The 24,871-nt window shown below is 67.5% G+C and carries 19 protein-coding genes and 1 tRNA gene; 3 read left to right on the forward strand and 17 right to left on the reverse strand.

Going from position 1 to position 24,871, the window contains the following annotated elements; genetic code table 11:
* Nucleotides 1-11 precede the first annotated feature (11 nt).
* The 8 genes from gspF to AC1RSI_RS07745 all read right to left on the reverse strand — a co-directional run bounded on the left by gspF (nt 12) and on the right by AC1RSI_RS07745 (nt 11,913).
* On the reverse strand, nt 12-1,229 hold the full coding sequence (gspF, locus tag AC1RSI_RS07710) for a type II secretion system inner membrane protein GspF (protein ID WP_154726762.1): 1,218 nt from the start codon (nt 1,227-1,229) through the stop codon (nt 12-14).
* Nucleotides 1,229-2,725: a type II secretion system ATPase GspE gene (gene gspE / locus AC1RSI_RS07715; RefSeq protein ID WP_154726761.1), complete on the reverse strand. Its 1,497-nt coding sequence runs from the start codon at nt 2,723-2,725 to the stop codon at nt 1,229-1,231. The genes gspF and gspE overlap by 1 nt, the downstream gene beginning before the upstream one ends.
* A gap of 4 nt (nt 2,726-2,729) precedes the next feature.
* Nucleotides 2,730-4,886: a type II secretion system secretin GspD gene (gene gspD, locus AC1RSI_RS07720; RefSeq protein ID WP_035310465.1), complete on the reverse strand. Its 2,157-nt coding sequence runs from the start codon at nt 4,884-4,886 to the stop codon at nt 2,730-2,732.
* Nucleotides 4,883-5,680, reverse strand: a complete 798-nt coding sequence (locus AC1RSI_RS07725) for a type II secretion system protein N (RefSeq protein ID WP_154726765.1) — start codon at nt 5,678-5,680, stop codon at nt 4,883-4,885. Before AC1RSI_RS07725 ends, gspD begins: the two co-directional genes overlap by 4 nt.
* Before the next feature lie 237 nt (nt 5,681-5,917).
* Nucleotides 5,918-8,572, reverse strand: a complete 2,655-nt coding sequence (locus AC1RSI_RS07730; protein WP_035310557.1) for a TonB-dependent receptor domain-containing protein — start codon at nt 8,570-8,572, stop codon at nt 5,918-5,920.
* A gap of 75 nt (nt 8,573-8,647) precedes the next feature.
* Nucleotides 8,648-10,174: a beta-helix domain-containing protein gene (locus AC1RSI_RS07735; protein ID WP_154726760.1), complete on the reverse strand. Its 1,527-nt coding sequence runs from the start codon at nt 10,172-10,174 to the stop codon at nt 8,648-8,650.
* 270 nt (nt 10,175-10,444) lie between these two features.
* Nucleotides 10,445-10,954 carry a hypothetical protein gene (locus AC1RSI_RS07740; RefSeq protein WP_035310561.1) on the reverse strand — a complete coding sequence of 170 codons (510 nt, stop codon included), beginning with the start codon at nt 10,952-10,954 and terminating at the stop codon, nt 10,445-10,447.
* On the reverse strand, nt 10,954-11,913 hold the full coding sequence (locus AC1RSI_RS07745) for a M28 family peptidase (RefSeq protein WP_447941539.1): 960 nt from the start codon (nt 11,911-11,913) through the stop codon (nt 10,954-10,956). The genes AC1RSI_RS07740 and AC1RSI_RS07745 overlap by 1 nt, the downstream gene beginning before the upstream one ends.
* Nucleotides 11,914-11,988: 75 nt before the next feature.
* Here AC1RSI_RS07745 and ligA point away from each other — a divergent pair, with 75 nt between their 5' ends.
* Complete coding sequence (ligA, locus tag AC1RSI_RS07750) at nt 11,989-14,319, forward strand: NAD-dependent DNA ligase LigA (RefSeq protein ID WP_154725599.1); 2,331 nt, start codon at nt 11,989-11,991, stop codon at nt 14,317-14,319.
* On the opposite strand, the gene AC1RSI_RS07755 is transcribed toward ligA, so the two are convergent.
* Nucleotides 14,316-15,137 (reverse strand): LytTR family DNA-binding domain-containing protein, encoded by an 822-nt coding sequence (locus AC1RSI_RS07755; protein WP_196066330.1) that lies wholly within the window; start codon nt 15,135-15,137, stop codon nt 14,316-14,318. The two genes, ligA and AC1RSI_RS07755, sit on opposite strands and share 4 nt — an antisense overlap.
* A 131-nt stretch (nt 15,138-15,268) precedes the next feature.
* On the opposite strand from AC1RSI_RS07755, the gene AC1RSI_RS07760 reads away from it, so the two are divergent.
* The gene (locus AC1RSI_RS07760) at nt 15,269-16,510 is read left to right on the forward strand and encodes an acyltransferase family protein (RefSeq protein WP_230307540.1); all 1,242 of its coding nucleotides are present in this window, start codon (nt 15,269-15,271) and stop codon (nt 16,508-16,510) included.
* Nucleotides 16,511-16,740: 230 nt separating this feature from the next.
* On the opposite strand, the gene adhP is transcribed toward AC1RSI_RS07760, so the two are convergent.
* The 3 genes from adhP to AC1RSI_RS07775 form a co-directional block, all read right to left on the reverse strand.
* The gene (gene adhP, locus AC1RSI_RS07765; RefSeq protein ID WP_008261496.1) at nt 16,741-17,769 is read right to left on the reverse strand and encodes an alcohol dehydrogenase AdhP; all 1,029 of its coding nucleotides are present in this window, start codon (nt 17,767-17,769) and stop codon (nt 16,741-16,743) included.
* A gap of 142 nt (nt 17,770-17,911) precedes the next feature.
* Nucleotides 17,912-19,429 (reverse strand): acetaldehyde dehydrogenase ExaC, encoded by a 1,518-nt coding sequence (gene exaC / locus AC1RSI_RS07770; protein WP_008261774.1) that lies wholly within the window; start codon nt 19,427-19,429, stop codon nt 17,912-17,914.
* A gap of 135 nt (nt 19,430-19,564) precedes the next feature.
* Nucleotides 19,565-20,539: a GAF domain-containing protein gene (locus tag AC1RSI_RS07775; RefSeq protein ID WP_035310113.1), complete on the reverse strand. Its 975-nt coding sequence runs from the start codon at nt 20,537-20,539 to the stop codon at nt 19,565-19,567.
* Nucleotides 20,540-20,742: 203 nt separating this feature from the next.
* On the opposite strand from AC1RSI_RS07775, the gene AC1RSI_RS07780 reads away from it, so the two are divergent.
* Nucleotides 20,743-21,165: a DUF2147 domain-containing protein gene (locus AC1RSI_RS07780; RefSeq protein ID WP_008259611.1), complete on the forward strand. Its 423-nt coding sequence runs from the start codon at nt 20,743-20,745 to the stop codon at nt 21,163-21,165.
* 100 nt (nt 21,166-21,265) lie between these two features.
* On the opposite strand, the gene AC1RSI_RS07785 is transcribed toward AC1RSI_RS07780, so the two are convergent.
* From AC1RSI_RS07785 to AC1RSI_RS07805, 5 genes are all read right to left on the reverse strand, one after another.
* Nucleotides 21,266-22,252, reverse strand: a complete 987-nt coding sequence (locus tag AC1RSI_RS07785) for an aldo/keto reductase (protein WP_154725601.1) — start codon at nt 22,250-22,252, stop codon at nt 21,266-21,268.
* Between the two features lie 101 nt (nt 22,253-22,353).
* Nucleotides 22,354-22,430 (reverse strand) — tRNA-His (locus AC1RSI_RS07790).
* A 141-nt stretch (nt 22,431-22,571) separates the two neighbouring features.
* On the reverse strand, nt 22,572-23,291 hold the full coding sequence (locus tag AC1RSI_RS07795; protein ID WP_183195616.1) for an energy transducer TonB: 720 nt from the start codon (nt 23,289-23,291) through the stop codon (nt 22,572-22,574).
* Between the two features lie 14 nt (nt 23,292-23,305).
* Nucleotides 23,306-23,740 (reverse strand): biopolymer transporter ExbD, encoded by a 435-nt coding sequence (locus AC1RSI_RS07800; protein WP_008259452.1) that lies wholly within the window; start codon nt 23,738-23,740, stop codon nt 23,306-23,308.
* A 5-nt stretch (nt 23,741-23,745) separates the two neighbouring features.
* Nucleotides 23,746-24,633 (reverse strand): MotA/TolQ/ExbB proton channel family protein, encoded by an 888-nt coding sequence (locus AC1RSI_RS07805; protein WP_008258688.1) that lies wholly within the window; start codon nt 24,631-24,633, stop codon nt 23,746-23,748.
* Nucleotides 24,634-24,871: the final 238 nt, after the last annotated feature.

Genomic DNA, 24,871 nt, shown 5'->3' on the forward strand with positions numbered 1-24,871 from the left:
CTAAACTCTCCTCACCCCATCGCCAGGGTGTTGATCTGAAGTATGGGCAGCAGGATCGACAGGACGATCATCGCCACGACCCCGCCCATGACCACGATGATGGCCGGCTCCAGCAGGCTCAGCATCACGGCGGTGAAGGTCGCGAACTCACGTTCCAGATAGTCGGCGGCCCGTTCCAGCATCGGCTCCAGCCGTCCGCTGCTCTCGCCCGAGGCGGTCATATAGACCAGCAGCGGGGGAAAGACGTCGGCGCGGCGCATGGCCGCCGACAGGCCCCCGCCCTCGCGCACCGCCTCGCCCATGGATTCCGTCGCCTGACGCAGGGCCATGTTGGACACGGTGCGGGCGGTGATGGTCAGGCCCTCCAGCACCGGCAGGCCCGCGGCGATCATGGTCGACAGGGTGCGCGCCATCCTGGCCCCATGCAGGTCCCGCGTCAGACGGCCGATGACCGGCAGCCTCAGCATCGCCTGGTCGATACGCAGGCGGATTTCGGGTCGGCGTCGCGCGACCACGCCCGCGACGATCAGCCCGGCCAGCAGCAGCAGGAACAGCCAACCCCAGTTCCGCATCAGATCCGACACCCCGATCACCAGCCGCGTCAGCAGCGGCAGGGTCTGGTTCATGCTCTCGAACTGATCGACCACCTTGGGCACGACGAAGGTCATCAGAATGGCGATCACGCCCAGAGCGACCACGGCCAGGACGCTGGGATAGACCACGGCGGTGATCACCTTGCCGCGCACCTGCTGGTCCCGCTCCAGCCCGTCGGCCAGACGTTCCAGGATCGGCTGAAGCGCGCCCGACTGTTCCCCGGCCGAGACCATGGCCCGGTACAGGGGCGGAAAGGCCTGGCCCTGCAAGGCCATGGCGTCGGACAGGCGACGCCCCTCCATGACCCCTGCATGCACGCCTTCCAGCACCCGCCGCACCACCGGCCGATCGGCCTGAAGCGCCAGGGTGCGCAGGGCCTCTTCGATCGGCGAGACCGAAATCAGCGTCGCCAGCTGGCGCGTCGTCAGGGCCAGGGTCTTGGCGTTCAGGCGGTCGCCCCGGCCGGCGCCGCCCGTCCGCTCGGCACGCGGCGCGATCCGGGCCGGCGTCAGCTCCAGCGGCATCAGCCGGCGCTTGGTCAGCCAGCCGCGCGCCGCCGCCTCGTCCGAAGCGGTGACTGCGCCGGACACCGTCCGCCCCGCCGCATCGACGGCCACATAGTCGAAGGCCGCCATCAGGCCGCCTCCGCCGGATCGGTCGCCGTCTCCTGGCGGGCGACGCGGACCGCCTCCTCGACCGAGGTCACGCCGTCCAGCACCAGGGCGCGGGCGCGTTCCGTCAGGGTTCCGCCCCCGGCGAAGGCGGCGGCGACCACGGCGTCCTCATCCGCCTCGGCTGCAATCAGCCGGCGCACGCGATCGTCGATCTTCAGCACCTCGTACAGGCCGACCCGGCCGACGTAGCCGGTATTGCCGCAGTGGGCGCAGCCGTGCGGACGCCAGACCTGCACCCCGGCCTTGGCGCCGACCAGTTTCGCCGTCTTTTTGTCGGCGATCTCGGGCGTGCGGCAGTGGTCGCACAGCCGCCGCACCAGCCGCTGGGCCACGATCAGCCGCAGGGTCGAGGCCAGCAGGAAGGGCTCCACCCCCATGTCGCGCAGCCGCGTCACCGCCCCCGCCGCGTCGTTGGTGTGGACGGTGGACAGGACCAGGTGGCCGGTCAGGGCGGCCTGAACCGCAACCCCCGCCGTCTCCACGTCGCGGATCTCGCCCACCATGACCACGTCCGGGTCCTGGCGCAGGATGGCGCGCAGACCCGCCGCGAAGGTCATGCCGACCTTGGTGTTGACCTGGGTCTGGCCCACGCCGTCGATGGCGTATTCGACCGGATCCTCGACCGTCAGGATGTTGCGCGTCTGGTCGTTCAGCAGGGCCAGGCCGGCGTACAGGCTGGTGGTCTTTCCCGAGCCCGTCGGCCCGGTGACCAGGATGATGCCGTTCGGCTCGGCCAGGGCGGCGCGGAAGGCGGCCAGGGCGTCGGGCGCCATGCCCAGACGGTCCAGGGTCAGGCCCGCCTGATCCTTGTCCAGAATCCGCATCACCACCCGCTCGCCGCCGCGCGACGGCAGGGTCGAGACCCGCACGTCCAGCGTCTTGCCGCCCAGAGCCAGCGGAATGCGCCCGTCCTGCGGCACCCGCTTCTCGGCGATGTCGAGCCGCGCCATGACCTTGATGCGCGACACCAGCAGCGGGGCGATGCGCGGGTTCAGGCTCAGGGCCTCGCGCAGCACCCCGTCGATCCGCATCCGCACCAGCAGCGCGTTCTCATAGGTCTCAAGGTGGATGTCAGAGGCGCCGGTCCGCACCGCCTCGGCGATGATCCCGTTGATCAGCCGGATCACCGGCGCGTCGTCGGCCGTGTCCAGCAGATCGGCCGCCGCGGGGATGTCGTCGATCAGACTGTCCAGCCCGGCCGGCATGTCCAGATCGTCGCCGTCGGTCGCCGCCAGATGGTCGCCGGCATAGACCTCGGACAGTTGGCGGTCGAAGGCCGCCTGGCTCAGGGCTTCGACCGCGAGGGGGCGCCCCAGGACGCGCCGCGCCTCGATCAGGGCCTTGGGATCCGCCCCCTCGCGCAGACCCACCCGCGCCACCTCGCCGGCGTCCAGCAGCAGGACGCCGTGTCGTTTGGCGAATCCATAGGGCAGGCTGGGGCTGACCAGGGTGATCATGGGATCAGTTTCCGGTCGGCGGCAGGGGCGCGACCTCGACCGGGGCGACGGGGGCGGTCACGCCAGTCGGGGCGATCACCATCGGCTGGCCCGTCGCCGGGGCGGCCGGCGCCTGGGTCCGCATATAGTCCCGCACCAGGGCGTCCAGGCTGGGCTCGCGATCCGGCTGCACCGCCTGCTGCTGGTCGCGCATATAGCCCCAGCGATCGGCGGCCAGCCCTTGAGCCTCCTCGCGGGTGCGGACGATGGTGGGACGCAGGAAGACCATCAGATTGGTCCGCCCGCGCTGACGGCTGTTCGACCGGAACAGGGCGCCGACGCCCGGCAGGTCGCCCAGGCCGGGGATCTTGTCGGTCGAGATGATGTCGTTCTGGTCCAGCAGGCCGCCGGCGACCGCGATGTCGCCGTCATCGACCACCAGGGTCGTCTGCAGCTCGCGCTTGTCCAGCACCAGGTCTGTCGCGCCACGGGTCAGCCCGCCGTTGATCGCCGACACCTCCTGGCGCAGCGTCAGGGTGATGGAGCCGCCGGCGTTGATCTGCGGCTTGACCGTCAGCCGAACGCCGATGTCCTTGCGGTCGGTCGTGGTGAAGGGGTTGGAATTGCCGTCCAGCAGGGTCTGGCCGGTCGTGATCGGCACCTCCTGTCCGACCAGGAAGGTGGCCTCTTCGTTGTCCAGCGTCATGATCGACGGGGTCTGGAGCAGGTTGGAGCCCTTGTCGGTCTTGGCCGCATTGATGATGAAGCCGAACAGGCCGTCGCCGACCTCGACCCCGGCGCCGCCGATAAAGCCGTTGGCGCCCACCAGACTGTTCAGGGCCAGGGTCTGTAGCTGTTCCCGCAGCGGATCGTCCTTGTCCAGCTGCCCGGCATAGGCGCCGCCGGCCATGTTCACCAGCGGGGTGGCGTTGGCGGTGTAGTTGGTCAGACCGACGCCGTTCTCGCCGCCGTACAGCCACTGGACGCCCAGCTCGCGCACCGCGTTGTCGCTCAGCTCGACCACGATGGCCTCGATCAGCACCTGCTGGCGGCGCACGTCCAGCCGCCGGATGACGTCGGCCAGGGTCCGCTGCATGTCGGCCGGCCCAGCGATGACCAAGGCGTTGGCGCCGGGGAAGCGGGCGATGGTGGCGCGCTGTCCGGTCGCGGTGACAGTGGACGAACCGATGGCGCCGCGGTCCGCGTCCGCTCCACCCAGGCTGGAGGCGGCGCGCGACAGGCCGCTCGACGCGCCGTTCGTCGATCCGGTCGGGGCGGTGCGCAAGCCCTGGCTCGCGCCCGTCGAGGCCGTGACCGGCTGGCCCACCACCTGCTGCAGCACCGGCAGAAGCTGCTCGGCGTTGGCGTGTTCCAGGAAGACGACGTTCACGTCCTGGCTGGCGCGCGAGCGGCCGTCCAGGTCATGGATCAGGCCGCGCACGCGGGCCAGGGCCTGGCCGTCGCCGCGCAGGACGATGGAGTTCGAGCTTTCCACCGCCGTGACGGTGACCATCCCCTGCCCGCCGCCGCTCGGCGCCGCCATCACCTGCTGCAACACCCCGGCGATCTCACGCGCCGAGGCGTTCTCCAGCGCCACGACCTCATAGCTGGACCGGTCCACGTCGATCCGGCCGATCAGGGAACGGATACGGGCCAGATTGTCCGAAAAGTCGGCCACCACCACGCTGTTGGCGCCGGGATTGGCCAGGACCTGGCCCTGGGCCCCGACCAGCGGCCGGATCGTCTCGGCGGCCGAGGCTGCGTCGATGTTGCGCAGTTGGAAGACCTCGGTCGAGAAACGTTCGGCCCCGACCGTCGACGGCCCCTGGGCCGCGCCCTGGGCCGGGCTGATCCGATAGGCGCCCGACTGGGTCGGGGTGACCACCAGGCCGTTGGCCCGCAGGGTGGACAGGAAGACCTCGAACATCTGGGCGCGGCCCAGCGGCCGATCGCTGGTCACCGTCACCGTCCCGGTCACGGCCGGATCGACGATGAAGGTGCGGCCGGTGGTGCGGGCCACGTCCTGGATGAAGGCGCGGATGTCGGCGCCCTGGACGTTCAGGGTCTGGCGCGCCTCCTGGGCCATGACGGGCGCGGCGGCTAGGGGGGCCTGCAGGGCCAGGACGGCGGCGAGGGCGCCGACGCCGGAACGCTTCAGGCGATTGCGCAGAGAGGCGGTCATGGACGCGTCCTTATGGTGGTGGTGCGCGTCTCGCCCGCGCGCTCATATTGGATGTCGGCGGACGGGGCGCTGGCCAGCTGGCCACGCAGGGCGCCGATGGCCTGAGGGCTGTTCAGCGCCACGCCATTGACGGACAGGATGACGTCGCCCGACTGAAGCCCGGCGCTGCGCAGCTCGGACGCATTGCCGGCCGACGAGACGGTGAAGCCGTTGACGCCCAGACCCTGGATCCGGGGCCGCAGCGCGGCCTGGGCCATCAGCCTTTGGGGATCGACGACCACGCCCTGAGACGAGGCGGGCGCGGCGGTCGGCGGGGCCACGACCTGGGGTGTCGACGGCGGCGGGGGCGGCGCAGCGGCCCCGGCGGGCGTGTCGGCGAACTCCAGACGGCTCAGGGACTGGCCGCGCGCCAGGGTGACGAAATCCGACCCGACAGACTGCAAGACCAGGCCGGGCTCGACCTCCTCGCCGACGCCGACAGACAGTTGACGCCCGTCCGCAAGACCGATGATGGCCGATCCGCCGCCGACGCCGCCCGCGCGCACGCCGAACAGCCGCATCTGGCTGGCGTCCGCGCCCGAGGCGCCGGCCAGGGCGCCCTGCCCGCCTGTGCGGAAGAAGGCGTCGAACCGCGACAGAATACTCATGTCCACCGGCGCCGCCGCGGCGGCGCCGCCGCGCGGTTCGAGCTTCGGCTGAGGCCCTGCGAACAGCCAGACAAGCCGCCCCGTCTGAACCAGCAGCAGCAGGATCAGCACGACCTCGACGATGCGACGCAGCGGCAGACGACGCATACGGTCGGCCACCGAAGAGACGTTAAAACTACGGATAGCCGCGATCACGACGCCATGCCTGTTCCGACCCCGACGGCCATCCCGCGATCTAGACTAATCGTCCGTATGCGGGCCGCACCGAAGTGTGAAGACACGAAGAACATCTGGTGACAGATGCGATCCATACGGATCATTCAGTAACGAAAACGACCGGAAGGCCGAGGCCTCCCGGTCGCAACGCGTCACTTGTTCCAAAGATCAGAAGCGGGCGGTCAGGCTGACCGAGGCGCTCTGGCCCAGGTCGTAGTTGTTGACCCGGATCTTGTTGCCCCGTTCCTGGTATTCGTCGAACTCGGTTCCCAGCAGGTTCCGCAGTTCCAGGGCGAAGCCCATGTCGCGGGCCATGACGGTGAAGTCCTTGCGATAGACGAAGTCCAGGAACACGCCGGGCTCCTGGATGAAGTCAGGCTCGCGGCTCGCGCCGGTGCCCGCGCCGCGGGCGGTGATCCGGTCGCTGACATAGTTGACGATGATCGTCGCCTGCGAGCGCGCCGTATCGTCTTCCCAACCCAGTTGCAGGTTGGCGACATGGTCCGACTGGCCTTGCAGACGGCTGCCGTCCTGAATGAAGAAGGACGCCTGTTCCGGCGCACCTGCCCCACCCAGGGTCAGGACGGTGTCGCCCTCGCCCACCTTAACCTCGGAGTCCGAGTAGGTGTAGTTGGCCTGCACCAGCCAACGCTTGTTGGCGATGAAGCTCATGGTCTGGTCGGGGAACTCGAAATACTTCTTCACCTCGACCTCGGCGCCCATGATGGTCGCCTTGGGCGCGTTCAGATACGACTGCTGGCGCTGGTTGCCCACTTCGACGATGACGGATTCAACCGGCTTGTCCATGTCCTTGTAGAAGACGCCGGCGGTGATGAACTGCTGGCGGGCGAAGTACCATTCGTACCGCGCGTCCAGGTTCAGCAGTTCGGTGTCCACCAGATAGGGGTTGCCGATGAAGATGCGGTCGCTTTCCGGATCGGTATAGGCCTGGGGCGCCAGTTCGCGGAACTGCGGACGGCCGATCGTCTGCGACACGCCGAAGCGCAGTTGCTGATCCTCGGCGAAGTTCCAGGTCGCGGTCAGCGAAGGCAGCCAATACTGTTCTTCGATCTCGGTGGCCTCGTAGGTCGAGGTTCCGCCGAACACGTCGCGCGGCGTGACGCTCTGCTGACCGTCTTCGAAGCGGACGCCGACCGTGGTGCGGACCAGCGGGATGATTTCCGCATCGACCATGGCGTAGGCGGCGTTGACCTTCAGCTCGGCGTCATAGGCGCTGGCGCCGTTGCTGCCGGCGATTTCACGCAGCTGCAGCGTCGTCGGATTGATATTGTAGTCCGAGAACAGATAGTCGATGCGCGACAGGCGCTGGCTATCGGTCAGGCCGTTGACGGCTTCGAACTGCAGATCGTGGCGGCTGGCTTCGCGGTTGTTGTCGAGGGTGGCGACGCCCGCGCTGATGACGGCTTCGCGCGCCGAGGACAGCGGCAGGGTGTAGGCCACGTCCACGCCGCCGGAGACGATATCGTCGTCCAGTTCGCTGAACGAGATCAGATTGCCCTGAACGTTGTGAATGTAGTCGCCGTTCGCATTGACGCCGTACTGGAAGCGCGACTCATAGGGCGCGTCCCGCGACGTCTTGGCATAGGCCGCGCGCCAGTCGATCTCCAGCGCGCCATCCATGAACTGATGTTCGCCGGCCAGCTGGCTGCTCCAAAGCTGGCGCACGAACCATTCCGTATAGTCGTTGCGGATGACGCTGCCGCCGGCGTCGAAGTCCGGACCGGCCACCGAGCGGGCTTCCTTGGTCGTGTTGCGGACGTACAGGTTGGTCCACTTGACCTCGTGGTCGGCGTTCGACAGCGACAGACCGCCGAGGAAGTTCAGGCGAATGTCGTTCTGGTTCGAGTCGACGTCATAGGTTGAAACCGGCACCAGGACTTCGCCCTGGAACTGGCCCTCTTCCTGGACGCCGCCACGGGCGCGCCAGCTGTTGTCGTATCCGGCGACGGCGATCAGGCCCAGGGTGCCGAAACCCGTGTCCTGCGAGAAGCCGCCCGCCAGTTCCACACCACCGTCGATCGGCGTCTTTTCGCGTTGCAGCAGGCGCAGCGGCGCATTGACCAGCGACTGCCCCATGGTCTGGAGTTGGTCGGCAGTGAAGTTGGCGCTGTTGATCTGCTTGCCCTGGTCGAAGGCGATGGCGATGGCGCCGGGCACTTCGCGGGTGTCGTCGTCAAAACCGGTGAAGTCGGTGCGCGACCCGTAATAGATCAGGTTTTCCTTGCCGGTGGATTCGGTGTTTCCGCCCAGCGACAGCTTCATGTTGAAGAAGGGTTCGTTCGGGGCGTCGATGGTGTGCAGATCGATCACGCCGCCGCCGAACTCGCCGGGGAAGTTCGGCGAATAGGTCTTCTGAACCGTCACGCCGTCCAGGATGCTGGAGGGGAACAGGTCCAGGGGCACGACGCGCTGCAGCGGCTCGGGGCTGGGCAGGGGCGAACCGTTCAGCAGGGCCGAAGAATAACGCTCGCCCAGTCCGCGGACGTAGATGAACCGGCCCTCGACGATCGACAGGCCGGTCACGCGGGTCAGGGCGGCGGCGGCGTTGCTGTCGCCGGTGCGCTCCAGGTCCTCGGATGTCAGGAAGGCCGCGACTTCGGAGCTCTCGCGGTTGGGTTCGGGAATATAACGGCCCAGGACGACGATCTCGCCGACTTCGGTCGCCTGTTCCTCGACCTGTTCGGCCGGGGTCTGCGCGGTCGGGGAAGTCGTCGGGGCCGTCTGGGCGAACGCCAGGCCGGGTGCGATCAGCGCACTGGTGGCGAGAAGGACCCCGCTCAGGGTCAGAGTAAGTCTATTCATGGTCTGCGCCTTGAAGGGGTCAGGAAACGCGAAGAACCGGCGGCGACCTCATGGTCGCCGCCGGAACTGTCATCGTCAGCAGGTCGAGCCGGAGGTCAGGCCGCAGGTCCAACCCTGCCACCAGGTGTCCTGAGCGTTCCGCACCGCGCCGATGTAGGTCACGCTGTCGAAGAAGCCGTAGAGGGTCTTCGGATCAACCGCCGTCACGGCGTTTTCATTGGCGCCGTTGATGAACGCCAGGTTCTGGTTGGTGATGGTCGTGCCCGAGGTCGGAGCGGTCAGGGTCGAGGTCCCCAGCGCCGTCACATTGGTGTTGCGGGCGTTGGTGAAGACCGCCGTCGAGCGGGCGACGTTGGCCGGACGATACGAAACCGAGCAGGACATGAAGATCGAACGCAGCGACGGCGTCGAACCGCTGTCGAAGCTGGTTTGGGTGTCGCCGTCGGCGATGTCGAAGCAGCCGGCGACCGAGCCCGTGGTCGAGGTGGCGACGATATTGATCAGGTTCGGGTTGGTGCCGGTGTCGAAGTGCATGACCGTGTGGGCGTCGGTCGGCGAGTTACGGCCGACCAGGGTCCAGTTGGCGATCTTCGGCTGCGACAGATAACGCGAGGCGTAAGGCGTCGAGGTCGGGGCGGACGAGAACTCGAAGCCGGCCGAACGGCTGGTCGAGTTCGGGGCGCGCTGGGTCACGATGCCGAACTGGGCGCCGCCGCGCCAGCCGGTGTCGGTGTCCAGACCATCGTCGTCGGCGCCGTTGATGACGATATGCTTCAGATTGGCGTTGCCGCCGAAGATTTCGATGCCGTCGTCCGAGCTGTTGTACGACTGGATGTGGTCCAGAGTCGTGCCCGAGCCGACGCCAGCCAGGGTCAGGGCCTGAAGCTCATTGCCGGTCGCGATTTCGAAGCCGGAGTATTTGATCTGGATGTAGCGCAGGCGGCCAGAGTTATCGGCCGGGGTGTTGCCGCCGAAGAAGGCGTTGGTGCCCTCGATCTGACCGGTGCAGGTGACCGGCGCGGTCAGTTGGCAGTTAGCCGCAGGCGCGCGGCCCGCGAGAACGATGCCGCCCCACTGACCTTGCGAGGTCGGCGTAGTCGTGCCCTCGACGTCCTGGCGGCTGGTGAAAACGATCGGGTTGGTGGCGGTGCCTTCGGCAAAGATCTGCGAACCGCGATTGACCAGAAGATAGTCGCCGCCGTTGGAGGCGAACACCCGCACGCCCGGATCGATCGTCAGGATGCCCTGCGTGCCCGTAGTCGAGGCCGGATCGACGCCACGGTCGGTGCCGACTTCGGTGCGGCCGCTGATCGCGTAGATGGTGCCTGCGCGAACCGACAGGGTCAGGTTGCCTAGAACCTGGGTCGGCAGTTGGCAGACGCGCAGAGTGCCGTTGGCGATGGTGCCGACATTGGTCAGGCCGGTGGGGCAGTCGGCGGCGGGGGTGCCGGGTGTCGGCGTCGTCGGCGTGGTCGGCGTGCCGCCGCCGCCGTTGCCGAAATCGCCTTCACCAGGCGAAGCCACCTCGGCGGAGCCGCAGGCGGCGAGCGCGAGGGCGCTGGCCGCCGTCACGAGAAGGGTCTTGAGCTGAAGGCCGGTCATCGTCAGTCCACCGTGTCTGGTCAAAGAGCTATGACAGGGGACGACCGAGCTCATGCCCGGCCGCGATGACGTGATCGTCCCTCCTGCCCGGCTCCAGTCATTAGGGATGCTGTGTGACGGCGCATGCGCCTCGGCATGAAGGTTCGGCGGAGGTTTTGCGGAGAAATAGAATCTGTTTTGCGACGATTGATCTGCCTTCCGATCAATACGCCACATCGAATACGTCTGCTGTCGGTGGTTGCAGAGGCGCAGACGCCGAGCTTCGCCCGATCAGTCGCCGTTCCACCAGCCCAGGTTGAACGGAATCCTGTGGCCCTTCACCGTCATGGCGCCGGTGATCACCGGGGTGCGGTCGCCCAGATTGCGGCGTGCGGTGGCCAGTGCGCCGGGATCGATGCGGGCGTCCAGAACGAGTTGTCGCCCATCGGGCATGACGCCGACGAAATGCAGGCGCTCGTCGGTCAGGTCATAGGCGCGCGGCGTGATCTGCACCGCGCCGTCCGGCCCCGACAGCGTCAGGATCAGGGGTGCGCCGCCCCTCTGCGCCGCTTCCCACGCCTCCAGGGCCGAGGCCTGGCCAATGAACAGGCTTTCGACCCGCCACCCCTGGGTCGGTTCGGACACCGGCCGATAGTCGCCCGAGATGTCGCCTTCGAGCCGATGCCGGAAGGACGCCGTGGCGGCGGGCGCCGTCGCCGTGGACGCCGGGCCGGCCTCGCGCCGCTCACAAGCCGCAAGCGCCGCCAGACAGACCAGGGCTGGCGCCAAAAGACGCCGCATCACCGATCCAGCGACCGGTCCAGGGCGCGGAAGCCGGCGATGGCCAGTTCGGTCGCCGCAGTGAAGACCTCAGGCCTGATCCGCTCGAAGTCATCGGTCGGGCGGTGATAATCGGGGTGATAGTCGATGCCCATATAGAGGAAGGGCACGCCCTTGTCGTGGAAGGCGCCCTGGTCCGACGCCGAGACCCAATTGTTCTCCCCCTCGTCCTGCGGCGTGTCCTTGCCGAAGGCGAAACTGACCGGGCCGACCGCTGGCAGGGGCTCCAGGATCGGGCGCAGGTTCGGGTGCTGGTATGTCCCCGTGACCCACAGATGCCCGTCGGTCTCGGCCCGCGCCGTCATGTCGAAGTTCAGATTCAGGGCGATGGACGACAGGGGCACGGGCGGCGCCTTGACGAACTCGCGCGCACCCAGCAGCCCCCGCTCCTCCCCGTCGAAGGCGACCAGCAGCACGCTGTGCTCCGGCGCCTGGGCCTTCAGCCGTTTGGCCAGCTCCAGCATCGTGGCGACCCCCGAGGCGTTGTCGTCGGCGCCGTTGTAGATCTGGCCGTCGTGCATGCCGACATGATCATAATGGGCGCTGACCACGATATAGCGGTCGCCCACCCGGGTTCCGGGGATCAGGCCCAGCACATTGACCCCGCGATAGGTGACAGGCCCCTGCGGCGAAGGCCCCGTCCCCTCGAACGGCTGCAGCCGCCCGAACGGCGCGGGCGCGACGCCCAGCGCCTCGAGTCGCGACACCAAATAGGCCCGCGCCCGCTCCCCGCCCGGCGTGCCGGTTCCCCGCCCCTCCATGTCGTCGACCGACAGGATCCGCACATCGTCCAGCAGCGAGCCATAGTCGGCGGCGGGCATCGGCGCGGGCGGCGGCGGGCTGATGGGCTCGACACAGCCGCTCAGGGCCAGGGCGGCGCATCCGCCGAGCAGAAGGGATCGGGCGGCGGCGGACAGCATGGACGACTCCGTAAACGATGATTCAGCCTAGCGTGCGGATCGCCCGGCGTCAGCCCGTGGTAATGAGACGACGACATGTCCAGCGCGATTCCCCCCTTCCCGCCCGTCGAAGACCTGACCGCCGAGACGGCGGCGGAAGAACTGGCCTGGCTGGCCGCCGAGATGGCCCGCCACGACGCCCTCTATAATGAGGCGACGCCCGAGATTTCCGACGCCGACTACGACGCCCTGCGCGCCCGGAACCTGGCGATCGAGACCGCCTTCCCCGACCTGGTCCGCCCGGACTCCCCGTCGCACAAGGTCGGCGCCGCCGTCTCCAGCCAGTTCGCCGAGGTCCGCCACGGCGTGCCCATGCTGTCGCTGGACAACGCCTTCGACGAGGGCGAGGTGCGCGACTTCGTCGCCCGGATCGCCCGTTTCCTGAAACTGCCCTCCGACGAACCCATCGCCTTCGTCGCCGAGCCCAAGATCGACGGCCTGTCCGCCAACCTCCTCTATGTCGACGGCCGGCTGACCCTCGGCGCCACACGAGGGGATGGCCGCACCGGCGAGGACGTCACCGCCAATCTGAACACCATCGCCGATGTGAAACAGACCCTGGCCGGGGACGACTGGCCCGACCGGATCGAGATCCGGGGCGAGGTCTACGCCCCAAACGCCGCCTTCGCCGCCTTCAACGCCGCCGCCGAGGCCGAGGGCCGCCGCACCTACGCCAACCCCCGAAACTTCGCCGCCGGCTCCCTGCGTCAGAAGGACGCCCGGATCACGGGCAAACGCCCGCTGAACTTCTTCGCCTACGCCTGGGGCGAACACTCCAGCGACTTCGCCGAGACCCAGTGGGAGGCCCTGCAAAAGCTCAAGGCCTGGGGCTTCCCCGTCAACGCCCGCTCGCGCCGGGTCGAGGGCGCCGAGGGCCTGATCGCCGTCTATCGCGAACTGGAACGCGACCGCGCGACCCTGGGCTATGACATCGACGGCGTGGTCTACAAGGTCGACCGCCTCGACTGGCAGCGCCGCCTGGGCTTCGTCGCCCGCAGCCCCCGCTGGGCCATCGCCCACAAATTCCCGGCGCAACAGGCGACCACGGTGCTGGAAGGCATCGACATCCAGGTCGGCCGCACCGGCTCCCTGACCCCCGTCGCCCGGCTCCACCCCGTCACCGTCGGCGGCGTCGTGGTCAGGAACGCCACCCTGCACAATGAAGACGAGATCGAACGTCTGGACGTCCGTATCGGCGACACCGTCCGCCTGCAACGCGCCGGCGACGTCATCCCCCAGATCCTGGGCGTCGTCCCCGACCTGCGTCCCGCCGACGCCGTCCCCTATGTCTTCCCCGACAAATGTCCGGTCTGCGGCTCCGAGGCGGTGCGCGAGGGCGACGAGGTCAAGCGCCGCTGCACCGGCGGCCTGATCTGCGACGCCCAGATCGTCGAACGGCTGAAGCACTTCGTCGGCCGCCGCGCCTTCGACATCGAGGGCCTCGGCGAGAAACAGCTGGCCGCCTTCAATGCGCGCGGCTGGATCAAGGAACCGGCCGACATCTTCCGCCTGGCGCGCGACGAGGCGCGGCTGAAGGAGCTGGAACGCGAAGACGGCTATGGCGAGACCAGCATCCGCAACCTGGTCGCCGGCATCGACGCCCGTCGCGTCATCTCGCTGGACCGGTTCCTGTTCGGCCTGGGCATACGCGACATCGGCGAACAGACCTCCATCGTCCTGGCCCGCGCCTTCGAGAGCTGGCCCGCGCTGAAGGCCGCCTGTCTCCAGGCCGCCTCGGGCGTGCCGTCCGACGCCTGGACCGCCCTGGCCGGCGCCCACGCCATATCGCCCCGCGTCCTGACCCTGATGGCCGAGGCGACGCCCCCCGCCGCCGATCCCTGGCCCGAGGCGACCATGGACATGAAGATCAGCCAGGCCTTCCCCGGCATGGCCGCCCCCGCTCGCCGGTCTCTGGCGACGATGACGGGCGACTGGTCCGGCCTGGTCGAACTGGCCCGCGTGGCGCGCGAGGAAGGCCCGTCCGAAATCCTGAACCAGATCGCCGGCGTGACCGGCGTCGGCCCCGTCGCCGCCCTGGCCCTGGCCCACTTCTTCCACGAGCCGCACAATCTTCAGGTCGTCGCCGCGCTGGAGGCCGAGCTGACCCAGATCCTCGACGCGGAACGGCCCAAGTCCGACACCCCGGTCGCCGGCAAGACCGTGGTCTTCACCGGCGCCCTGGAACGCTTCACCCGCGACGAAGCCAAGGCCCGCGCCGAAAGCCTGGGCGCCAAGGTCTCGGGCTCCGTGTCCAAAAAGACCGACTACCTCGTCGCCGGCCCCGGCGCCGGCTCCAAGCTGAAGGACGCCGAGAAGCACGGGGTTCAGGTCCTGACCGAGGACGAATGGCTGGCCTTGGTCGGCTAGCCCCGCAGCGTCGCCAGGGCGGCGGGATAGCGGCGTGACAGGGGCGCATTGACCGCCCCCAATTCCACAGTCCAGTCGCCGGAGCCGTCGGGCTGCAAGCCGGTGACGCGCGCCGCATTGACCAGCCACGAGCGATGGACCCGCACGAAGCCGAACCGCGACAGTTCGGCCTCGACCGCCGCCAGGGTCGCGCGCATCAGCGGACGCCGCCCGTCCGCCAGCAGGAACTCGACATAGTTCCCCGCCGAACTGACGGCCAGGATGTCGGCCAGGGGCGCGCGGATGATGCGGGCGCCGTCGCGGATGTCGAAACTAACCGGCCGCACCGGTTCGTCCCGCCGCCGCCGCAGATAGGCGATCAGCACGAAGCCCCCGACCAGCAGGACATAGGTCACCAGGTCCTTGCGCAGCTCATAGCCGAACCGTTCGCCGAACTGATAAGCGCCCGCGTCCATGACGGCGTATCCCAGCTTCCTCAACGCCACGAAGCCGCTGACGTGCAGGGCTGAATAGGCCAGAAGCGCCGCCAGATGGATCACGGCGAACCGCGCCTTGGGCCGCCATCCCTCGCCCGCCGCCTCGTCCGGCGGCGCCAGACTGGCGGCCAGCCAGGGAATCCAGATCGCCGCCATCAGGGTGATGGCGCTCGACACCTCCCAGACCATGGGCATCCATGCGGCCACATCCGGATTGTCCGCCTGAGCCGTCAGGATGTTGACCGGCGTGTTGATCAGCGAAAAGGCCAGAGCCGCCAGGGCGCAGCGCCACAGGTCACGACCGTTCAGCCGTCGCGTTATACGCGCCCATCCGCTCGTCACGATACGCGCGCCGTTCGTCCCCGCGCCCCCGGCGTCGTCCCGGCCAGACGACCGCACAGCCCCGGGCGATTGCTGACCCGTCCGTCGTTCCGCGAGGACGGGGCCTGCATCATTCGCCATGGAGTTCTCGCATGTCTGTTCCGCCCCCGCTCGTGTCGCCGTCCGCGATGAAGGGCAGACGATACGATCTGGACTGGATCCGTGTCGGCGCCTTCATGCTGCTGATCCTCTATCACGTCGGCATGTTCTACGTGCCCTGGGACTACCATGTGAACAGCCCACGTCCGGTCGAGGCGCTTGAGCCGATCATGCTGCTGACGAACCCCTGGCGGCTGACCCTGCTGTTCCTGGTTTCGGGCTGTGCGACCCGGTTTCTGGCGGACGGGTTCGAGGCGCGCGGGCAAAGCGGATGGGCGCTGGCCGGATCGCGCATCCTGCGCCTCTTGCCGCCGCTGCTGTTCGGCATGTTCGTCATTGTGCCGCCCCAGAGCTATTACGAGATCGTCGAAGCGGCGAAGGGCCTGGGGATGGCCGACCCGGCGCACAGCTTGGTGCTCAAGGACTTCTGGCTGCGCTACGTCACCTCGACCGGCCACTGGTGCGACGCCGACGGCTGCCTGACCACGCCGACGTGGAACCACCTGTGGTTCATCGCCTATCTGCTGCCCTACAGCCTGTTGCTGGCGGCGATGATCGCCTTGCCGACCGTTCGGCGCGCCCTTCAGGCGGCGGGCGATCGGGTCTTTCGGGGATGGGGTCTGGTGGTCTGGCCGATCCTGTATCTGATCCTGATCCGCTGGTTCCTGGCGCCCCGGTTCGAGATCACCCATGCCCTGACCGACGACTGGTACAACCACGCCCTCAGCTTCGGCGCCTTCCTGTTCGGCTATCTGATCGCCCGGTCCGAGGCGGCGCGTCAGACCCTGATGCGGATGCGTTGGCCGGCCCTGATCATCGCCCTGTGCAGTTGGGCGGCCTGGGCGACCTATGCCTGGGTCTATCGCGGCGACGTCAATCCGTCCGAGCCGCTCAGGCAGGCGATGCGGATCGTCTATGCGCTGGATCAGGCGGGCTTCATCGCCGCCATTCTGGGCTTCGGCGCGCGATGGCTGAACCGGGACGCTCCGGCGCTGCGCTATCTCTCGGCAGGGGTCTTCCCCTTCTATATCGTCCACCAGACGGTGACGGTCGTGGCGGCCTATAATCTGGCCGCACTCCACCTGCCGTTGGGCGTGGAGGCCGGTCTGCTGATCCTGATCACCGCCCTGGGCTGCCTCCTCGCCTACGAGGTCGCGCGCCGGATCGGATGGCTGGGCCTGTTGCTGGGGGTGAAGCCGCAGAAGGCGGAGCGAACCGCGCGGTCGCCCGCCTGATGCAAGGGCTGGGACGGCCCAGCCCTCCTAATTCCGCAACAAAACCGTCGCTGGATCAGGGGCTTGAAATTGATTCAAGCCCCTGATCCGTCACGTTCGCAGACGGGCTTATGATCCCGCCCAGGTCTTTGACATCGCGATCGGACAGCCCCGACGCACCGGCCCTGAACGTCGGAATTAGACGAATTAGACGAAATAGACTCCATTTTTTGGAGTGGACCGAGTCTATCTCAGATCGTCATGACGATCCGGCCCTCGATCTGGCCGTCGCGCATCCGCTGGAAGATGCTGTTGATGTTCTCCAGCGGCTCGACCGAGACCGTGGCCTTGACCTTCTCGTCGGCGGCGAACTGAAGCGCCTCCTGAAGGTCCAGACGGGTGCCGACGATGGAGCCGCGCACCGTGGTGCCGTTCAGCACCATGTCGAAGATCGACAGGGGGAAGTCGCCGGGCGGCAGGCCGTTCAGGGCCACGGTCGCGCCGCGCGAGGTCATGTTGACCGCCTGTTCGAAGGCCTTGGGCGAGACGGCCGTGACCAGCACGCCCTGGGCGCCGCCGTCGGTCTGGGCCTTGATGTCGGCGGCGGGGTCGTTGGACGTCTTGGCGTTGACCGTCACGGTCGCGCCCAGCCGCCGCGCCAGGTCCAGCTTGGCGTCGTCCACGTCCACGGCGGCGACGTTCAGCCCCATGGCCTTGGCGTACTGAACCGCCACATGGCCCAGGCCGCCGATGCCCGAGATCACCACCCAGTCGCCCGGCTTGGTGTCGGTCATCTTCAGCCCCTTGTAGACCGTCACCCCGGCGCACAGGATCGGGGCGATGTCGGTGAAGCTGACGTTGGCCGGCAGATGGCCGACGTAGTTGGGGTCGGCGATGGCGTATTCCGCAAACCCGCCGTTGACCGAATATCCGGTGTTCTGCTGGTCGTGGCACAGGGTCTCCCAGCCGCCCAGGCAGTGTTTGCAGTGGCCGCAGGCCGAGTAGAGCCACGGCACCCCGACCCGGTCGCCCTCCTTGACCAGAGTGACCCCCGCCCCCACAGCCGAGACATAGCCGACGCCCTCGTGGCCCGGAATGAAGGGCGGATTCGGCTTGACCGGCCAGTCGCCCTCGGCGGCGTGCAGATCGGTGTGACAGACGCCAGAGGCCTCGATCTTGACCTGGATCTGGCCCGGACCCGGCTCGGGGACCGCCACCTCCTCGATGGTCAGCGGCTGGCCGAATGCGCGCACGACTGCGGCCTTCATGGTTCTGGACATGGAACATCCTCATCGATTTGGGGGAACGGGCGGACCGGAAGCAGGACACCGGCCCGCCCGCCTGGGAGTTAGCTCTCCGGACAGACGGATCAGAGAGCGATCGGAGAATGGCCGATCCGGAACCGGCCATCCTTGATGCAGATCAGAAGAAGCCCAGTTTGTCGGGGCTGTAGCTGACCAGCAGGTTCTTGGTCTGCTGATAGTGGTCCAGCATCATCCGGTGGTTCTCTCGCCCGATGCCGGACTTCTTGTAGCCGCCAAAGGCCGCATGCGCCGGGTACTGATGATAGCAGTTGGTCCAGACCCGACCGGCCTGGATGGTACGACCCGCGCGATAGGCGGTGTTCATGTCGCGCGACCAAACCCCGGCGCCCAGGCCGTATTCGGTGTCGTTGGCGATCTCCATCGCCTCTTCGAAGGTCTTGAAGGTGGTCACGGCCAGGACGGGACCGAAGATCTCCTCCTGGAAGACCCGCATGTCGTTGGTGCCCTTGAACACGGTCGGCTTGACGTAATAGCCGCCCGACAGGTCGTCCGGCAGCAGCGACTGTTCGCCGCCCGTCAGCACCTCGGCCCCCTCGTCCTTGCCGATCTGCAGATAGCTGAGAATCTTCTTCAGCTGCTGTTCCGACGCCTGGGCGCCGACCATGGTGGCCGGGTCCAGCGGGTCGCCCTGGACGATGGCCTCGACCCGGGCGATGGCCTTGGCGATGAAGGCCTCATAGATGTCTTCATGGATCAGGGCCCGGCTCGGGCAGGTGCAGACCTCGCCCTGGTTCAGGGCGAACATGGCGAAGCCTTCCAGCGCCTTGTCCAGGAAGGCGTCGTCGGCGTCCATCACGTCCTTGAAGAAGATGTTCGGCGACTTGCCGCCCAGCTCCAGCGTCACCGGAATGATGTTCTTGGTGGCATACTCCATGATCTTCTGACCCACGGCGGTCGAACCGGTGAAGGCGATCTTGGCGATCCGCGGATTGGTCGCCAGGGGCTCGCCCACCTCGGCGCCCGTGCCGGATACGATGTTCAGCACACCTGCGGGCAACAGGTCCTGGATCAGTTCGATCAGCAGAAGGATCGAGGCCGGGGTCTGTTCCGCCGGCTTCATCACGATGCAATTGCCCGCCGCCAGGGCCGGGGCGATCTTCCACGTCGCCATCAGAATGGGGAAGTTCCACGGGATGATCTGGCCGACCACGCCCAGCGGCTCATGGAAATGATACGCGACCGTGTCGTGGTCCAGCTCCGAGATTCCGCCTTCCTGCGCGCGGATACAGCCGGCGAAATAGCGGAAATGGTCGATGGCAAGGGGAATGTCGGCGGCCAGGGTCTCGCGCACCGGCTTGCCGTTGTCCCAGGTCTCGGCCTCGGCCACGGCCTGGAGATTGGCTTCGATCCGGTCCGCGATCTTGTTCAGGATGACGGCGCGCTGAGCGACGCTGGTCTTGCCCCAGGCGTCCTTGGCGGCATGGGCGGCGTCCAGGGCCAGTTCGACGTCGGCCGCGTCCGAGCGTGCGACTTCGCACAGGACGCGGCCGTTCACCGGGGAGGTGTTCTCGAAATAGCGGCCGTTGACCGGCGGGACCCACTGGCCGCCGATGAAATTGTCATAGCGCGTCTTGAACTTGGGGGTCGCGGCGCGCGCGAATTCGGGTTTGGTCATGAAACACTCCTAACGTTCCCTCGGGCGTCGATTGCCGACGTCGTTGGAACGGGAAGCTCTGCCTGCCCCGGCCGATCCGCCAGACGGGCCGTTCATGGTGCAGCGCAAACCTGTCGCACGCCTGCGACAGTCGGCTCAGTGAGGTTCGCGCGAAAGCCCCAGCCGGTGCAGCTTGCGGTGCAGGGTCGCACGGCTGATCCCCAGGGCCCGCGCGGCGGCCGAGACATTGCCCCCGCTGCGCGCCAGGGCGCGACGCACCGCCCCGCGCTCGGCCTCCAGCAGCTCCGTCTCGACACAGCCCGCCCCCAGGACCTCTGACGCCGCCAGTTGGGCCGCGATCCGCTCGTCGGTGATGGACAGGGCCAGGCGGGCCGCGCGGGTGGCGCCGATCACCAGGTCGTCCCGATCGACCGCCAGCAGGGCCGCCGTATTCCGCTCGACCGGATCCCCGGCCAGGACGATCCGCGCCTGGGAGAAGGCCTGACGAAAGGTCTGGGCCTCGATGGCCCGCGCCGCATCCGCCACGGCCGCCGCGATCAGGCCCAGCACGCCCGCGGTCGCATCGGCCCGGCAGGACGAGACGTCCAGCAGACCGGCGAGGCGTCCCAGATGATCGTGGATCGGATGGCTGGTGCAGCTCAGGGCCGTGTTGCGGGTATGGAAATGCTGGTCCCGATGGATGGTCAGGGGCCGGTGTTCCGCCAGGGCCGTGCCGATGCCGTTGGTGCCCTCGACCGCCTCGGACCATATGGCGCCGGGCCACAGCCCCCAGCGGCGAAAGATGTCGTCATCCGCCGCCGCGCCCCGGCGCTCCAGCGGCACCCCGTCGGCATTGGTCAGCAGGATGCAGCAGCCGGTGTCGCCGACGGCCAGGAACAGCCGATCCAGCACCCCTTGCGCCGCCCGCGTCATCGGCTCCATGGCCTGGCGCGCCTCATGCAGTTGCGCCTCGGTCAGGGTCTGGGGACGGCCGCCGTCCTCGGGATCCAGGCCGTACAGCGACATGGACCGACGCCAGGATGCGGCCAGGGCCGAACGCGCCGGCTCGGCGCCGTTGTCGAGCGCCTGTTTGATCAGGCTTCCGTGATCGTTTCCTGGCCGATCGCCCATGGTGTCTCCCAAGGCTTGTTTCGCCAGATCAGACGCTTGCCGCGCCACAAGGTCAAGGCGACCCGGCTGAACGCCACGAAAGCTTCCCTAAGGTCCGGTTTTCATTGGCGATAGGGGATCAGTTCAGCCTTGTTTTGAACCGAAACCCGGATCACCCTGCATATCAACGGGTCGCCGAACCGGCCCGAGAAAAGGGAACGACCATGAAGACCAAGATCATGCTGGCCGCCGCCGCCTTGGCGGCTGCGCTCGCCTCTCCCGCCCTGGCCGCGGATCCGACCGGCCTGTGGCAGACCCCGACCAACGGCGGCCAGGTGCGGATCGCCCGTTGCGGCCAGGCCCTGTGTGGAACCCTGGTGACGTCGAACCATATCCGGGCGGACGCCGACGTCCGGGACGAGCATAATCGCGACACCGCCCTGCGTAGCCGCACCCTGCGGAACCTGCCGATGCTGACCGGCTTCACCGGCGGCCCGACCGAATGGCGCAACGGCTCGGTCTATAACCCGGCCGACGGCCGCACCTATCGCGGCACCATTACCATGACCAACGACAACAGCCTGAACCTGCGCGGCTGTGTCGTCGCCCCCCTGTGCAAGACCCAGACCTGGACCCGCATCCAGTAGGCCCGACCCAGACAGACGAAGGCCCGGCCGGATCGCTCCGGCCGGGCCTTTTCATGCCTGCCGTCAGGCTTGACGGATCGGCCTCGGGTGGCCTGCGCCCCTAGCGGTTCAGGGCCACACGCGCCGCCTCGGCATAGCGGTGGCCCACGGCCGCGCCCTTGGGGAAGACCGCATCGATGCGCGCCAGGTCTTCCGGCGTCAGGACAATGTCCGTCGCGGCGGCGTTCTGTTCCAGAGTAGCGATGCGGCGGGTGCCGGGGATCGGAACCAGATCCTCGCCCTGGGCCAGGACCCAGGCCAGGGCCAGTTGGGCGGCGGTCACGCCCTTGTCGGCGGCGATGGCCTTCACTGCCTCGACCAGATCCAGGTTCTTCTGGAAATTCTCGCCCATGAAACGCGGATTGGTGCGGCGGAAGTCGTCCGCCTCCAGATCGTCGATGGACTTGATGTCGCCGGACAGGAAGCCTCGACCTAACGGACTGTAGGGCACGAAGCCGATGCCCAGTTCCCGCACGACCGCGAACAGTTCGTCTTCCGGGTCCCGCGTCCACAGCGAATATTCGGTTTGCAGGGCGGTGATCGGATGGGTCGCATGGGCCTTGCGCAGGGTGTCCGGCGCGGCCTCGGACAGGCCCAGGAAGCGGACCTTGCCCTCCTTGACGAGCTCCGCCATCGCCCCGACCGTCTCCTCGATCGGCGTGTCGGGATCGACCCGGTGCAGGTAGTACAGATCGACGTGATCGACGCCGAGACGCTGAAGACTGCCCTCGATGGCGCGGCGGACATTGGCCGGACTGCCGTCGACCAGAAGCTTGGAGCGGTCGGCGTTGTAGTTGATGCCGAACTTGGTGGCGATGAAGGCCTGATCGCGCCGGTCCTTCAGCGCCTTGCCGACCAGCATCTCATTGGTGTGCGGGCCGTACATCTCGGCCGTGTCGAACAGGGTGACGCCCAGGTCGAGGGCGCGGTGGATGACGGATATGGACTGTCCCTCGTCCGCGCCGCCGTAGAAGGCGCTCATGCCCATGCAGCCCAGGCCTATGGCCGAAACCTCAGGACCGTTCAGGCCCAACTTGCGCGTCTTCATCTGCGCTCTCCTGTCGATGTGGGGGATCAGCGCTGAAAGACGCCGACGATCAGGAGATGGTCACTGCAGCGACGGGCCGCAAGCCCGGCCGCGCTGCGCGATGGTACCGCCTCTCAGGCTTGAACTGAGGACCTCCGGTTCCACAAACCGGCGCTCTAACCAACTGAGCTAAGGCGGCCCGCGCATCGCGAGGCGCGTTCTCTACCGGGACTGCGGCAGGGGATCAAGCGGCTTCATCAGATTTCGTCACCGCGCGGCATAAAAGAAAAACGCCCCGGAGATCGCTCTCCGAGGCGTCTGTTTTCTTCGACGGAGCGCCTTACCCGAGGGTGAAGGGCACCCGGACGCGGAAGGTGGCGTCCTGAGCCGCGCCATCGACGGTACGCGGGGACAGTTGTCCACGCTGAACCACGCGGACAGCGGCCCGACCGAAGCCCATACCCGCAGGCTCTTCCGACACCACGCGGCAGTTCGCCGGAGAGCCGTTAGACCGAGCGGTGCACTCGACCGTGGCCGATCCGCTGATTTCCCGTTCCAAAGCGCGAGCCGGGAAGTCGTCGGCGGTCGGACGCGGCTGACGCGACCACTGCACGTTCGTGATCGTGGACGGACGCGGCGGAGCCGGCGGAGCCGGAGGCGGCGGCGGTCCAGGAATGTTCACGGGCGGACCCGTGTACTCGACCCGGTCTTCCTTCTTCGTCGGCGTGATGTTCACCGGCGGAGGAGGCGTCACGTTCGGAACCGGAGCCGGCACCCGCACCTGAAGCTTGGGCGGAGGCGGCGTATCCGTCGGCGGAGGCGGCGGGGGCGGAGGCGGCGGAGGCGGCGGAACCGGCTCGACCAACTCGACCTCGACGGACTCGTCGACGTAGTTGAACTCCTTGAGTTTGAACTTCGACTGCTGAAGGAAGAAGATCAGCAGGGCGAACAGGAGGGTGACGATCAGAAGGCAGACGATCAGTACGGGGTAGGAAACCCCCATGAAGCCCTTCTTCTTGGGTACGTCGTAACGACTGCGATGATATGCGACGTCTGTCATTCTATCTCCGCACTCTAGCTCGTCGCCTGGTCTTCGCCGACCAGTGCAACGCTGTAGAAGCCGTTATCCTGCAAAGCGTTCATGACCTGCATGAAATCACCATAGCGGGTGTTTTGGTCGCCCCGAATGAAGATCCGCTCATCGGCCGGGTTCCGGGATCCGATCTGCTTCAGCAGATCTTCGCCCAGAGAGCCGACGCTGGTCGGGAAGTCGCCCACAAAGACGTCGCCGTCGTTCTGGATCGAAATATAGACCGGCTTGGGCGGGTTCGGAGCCGCCTTAGCGACGGCGATTGGCAACTCGACCGGCACCGACACGGAAGCGAGCGGAGCCGCGACCATGAAGATGATGAGGAGGACCAACATGATGTCAACGAAAGGCGTGACGTTGATATCGCTGTTGGCCTCGACCTTGTTGCCGCCGCCGCCCGATTTAATCTTGGCGGCCATCCGTCTTACGCCCCCTTGTCGAGCTGACGCGAGATGCCGTTCAGCAGCTCGGCGGCGAAACCATCGGCGCGGGTGCCGTAGGCGGCGATGCGCGTGTTGAAGTAGTTATAGAAGACAACGGCCGGGATAGCGGCGAACAGGCCGATACCGGTGGCCAGCAGGGCCTCGGCGATACCCGGAGCAACGACGGCCAGGTTGGTCGTGTTGGATTCCGCGATGCCGATGAAGGAGTTCATGATGCCGTAAACGGTGCCGAACAGACCGACGAACGGACCGATCGAGCCGACCGAAGCCAGGAACTGCTGGCCGCCCGACAGGCGCAGGGCCAGACCGGATTGAACGGCGGCGACGGCGGCCTGGGCGCGGCCCAGGGCCGAGTCGAGGTGATCGCCGGTGACCGAGAGACCGGCCTGACGCGACATTTCGACTTCTTCGGTCGCCGCAGCGGCCATGTCGGCCAGCGGGTTGCCGTCGAACTCTTCTTGCGTCGAGACGGCGCGCATGTCCGCGATGGTGCGGGCGCCGCGGAAGTTTTCGAGGAAGTTGTCGGTCTTGCGGTTCAGCGCGCCAAACTCGAACAGTTTGATGAGCAGCAGGGTCCAGGACAGGATCGAGGCCAGCAGCAGGCCGATCATGACGACCTTAACGATGACGGTCGCTTCCATGAACATGGAGATCGGGGTGATGCCGGCGCCGTGTCCGCCGCCGACGGACTCGTTCATGGTTTGCGGGTTGGCCGCGTCGGCGGCCGGAGCCATCGCCGTCGGGGCTGCTGCGGGTGCAGCGGCCGGGGTCGGCTCGGCCGGGGCCTGGGCCAGGACCGGCGAGCTCGCCATCAGCACGGCGGCGCCGGCCATGGCGAGAAGGATGTTCGTCTTTTTGCTGTTCAGCATAATTCGCCAGTTCCTGCTTGGTCTGACTCGTGGAACCAAAGGTGCGGCCGTGTCAAAGAGCCGCCCCCCAACCTGAAAATGTTTCCTTCAACGCCCCGCGTCCCATCGGGATCATCCAGGCGCTGAATTCTTTGATGGAGACGCATCCGGTTTCCCGCACCGCCCCCGTATTCGAACCGCCGGAGAACACGTCTCCTAAGAATCCGTCTGACGCCTTTGTGGGAGGACGTCCTACCCC

The sequence above is a fragment of the Brevundimonas sp. GW821-FHT10E09 genome, assembly GCF_058809375.1.

Excerpts from the sequence above, each read along its gene's own strand:
- AC1RSI_RS07780 (WP_008259611.1), top strand. The coding sequence starts at position 20,743 with ATGAAGACCAAGATCATGCTGGCCGCCGCCGCCTTGGCGGCTGCGCTC.
- exaC (WP_008261774.1), bottom strand. The coding sequence starts at position 19,429 with ATGACCAAACCCGAATTCGCGCGCGCCGCGACCCCCAAGTTCAAGACG.
- gspF (WP_154726762.1), bottom strand. The coding sequence starts at position 1,229 with ATGGCGGCCTTCGACTATGTGGCCGTCGATGCGGCGGGGCGGACGGTG.
- AC1RSI_RS07740 (WP_035310561.1), bottom strand. The coding sequence starts at position 10,954 with ATGCGGCGTCTTTTGGCGCCAGCCCTGGTCTGTCTGGCGGCGCTTGCG.
- AC1RSI_RS07800 (WP_008259452.1), bottom strand. The coding sequence starts at position 23,740 with ATGGCCGCCAAGATTAAATCGGGCGGCGGCGGCAACAAGGTCGAGGCC.
- AC1RSI_RS07805 (WP_008258688.1), bottom strand. The coding sequence starts at position 24,633 with ATGCTGAACAGCAAAAAGACGAACATCCTTCTCGCCATGGCCGGCGCC.
- gspD (WP_035310465.1), bottom strand. The coding sequence starts at position 4,886 with ATGACCGCCTCTCTGCGCAATCGCCTGAAGCGTTCCGGCGTCGGCGCC.
- ligA (WP_154725599.1), top strand. The coding sequence starts at position 11,989 with ATGTCCAGCGCGATTCCCCCCTTCCCGCCCGTCGAAGACCTGACCGCC.
- AC1RSI_RS07785 (WP_154725601.1), bottom strand. The coding sequence starts at position 22,252 with ATGAAGACGCGCAAGTTGGGCCTGAACGGTCCTGAGGTTTCGGCCATA.
- adhP (WP_008261496.1), bottom strand. The coding sequence starts at position 17,769 with ATGTCCAGAACCATGAAGGCCGCAGTCGTGCGCGCATTCGGCCAGCCG.
- AC1RSI_RS07735 (WP_154726760.1), bottom strand. The coding sequence starts at position 10,174 with ATGACCGGCCTTCAGCTCAAGACCCTTCTCGTGACGGCGGCCAGCGCC.
- gspE (WP_154726761.1), bottom strand. The coding sequence starts at position 2,725 with ATGATCACCCTGGTCAGCCCCAGCCTGCCCTATGGATTCGCCAAACGA.
- AC1RSI_RS07775 (WP_035310113.1), bottom strand. The coding sequence starts at position 20,539 with ATGGGCGATCGGCCAGGAAACGATCACGGAAGCCTGATCAAACAGGCG.
- AC1RSI_RS07745 (WP_447941539.1), bottom strand. The coding sequence starts at position 11,913 with ATGCTGTCCGCCGCCGCCCGATCCCTTCTGCTCGGCGGATGCGCCGCC.
- AC1RSI_RS07725 (WP_154726765.1), bottom strand. The coding sequence starts at position 5,680 with ATGCGTCGTCTGCCGCTGCGTCGCATCGTCGAGGTCGTGCTGATCCTG.
- AC1RSI_RS07795 (WP_183195616.1), bottom strand. The coding sequence starts at position 23,291 with ATGACAGACGTCGCATATCATCGCAGTCGTTACGACGTACCCAAGAAG.
- AC1RSI_RS07730 (WP_035310557.1), bottom strand. The coding sequence starts at position 8,572 with ATGAATAGACTTACTCTGACCCTGAGCGGGGTCCTTCTCGCCACCAGT.
- AC1RSI_RS07760 (WP_230307540.1), top strand. The coding sequence starts at position 15,269 with ATGTCTGTTCCGCCCCCGCTCGTGTCGCCGTCCGCGATGAAGGGCAGA.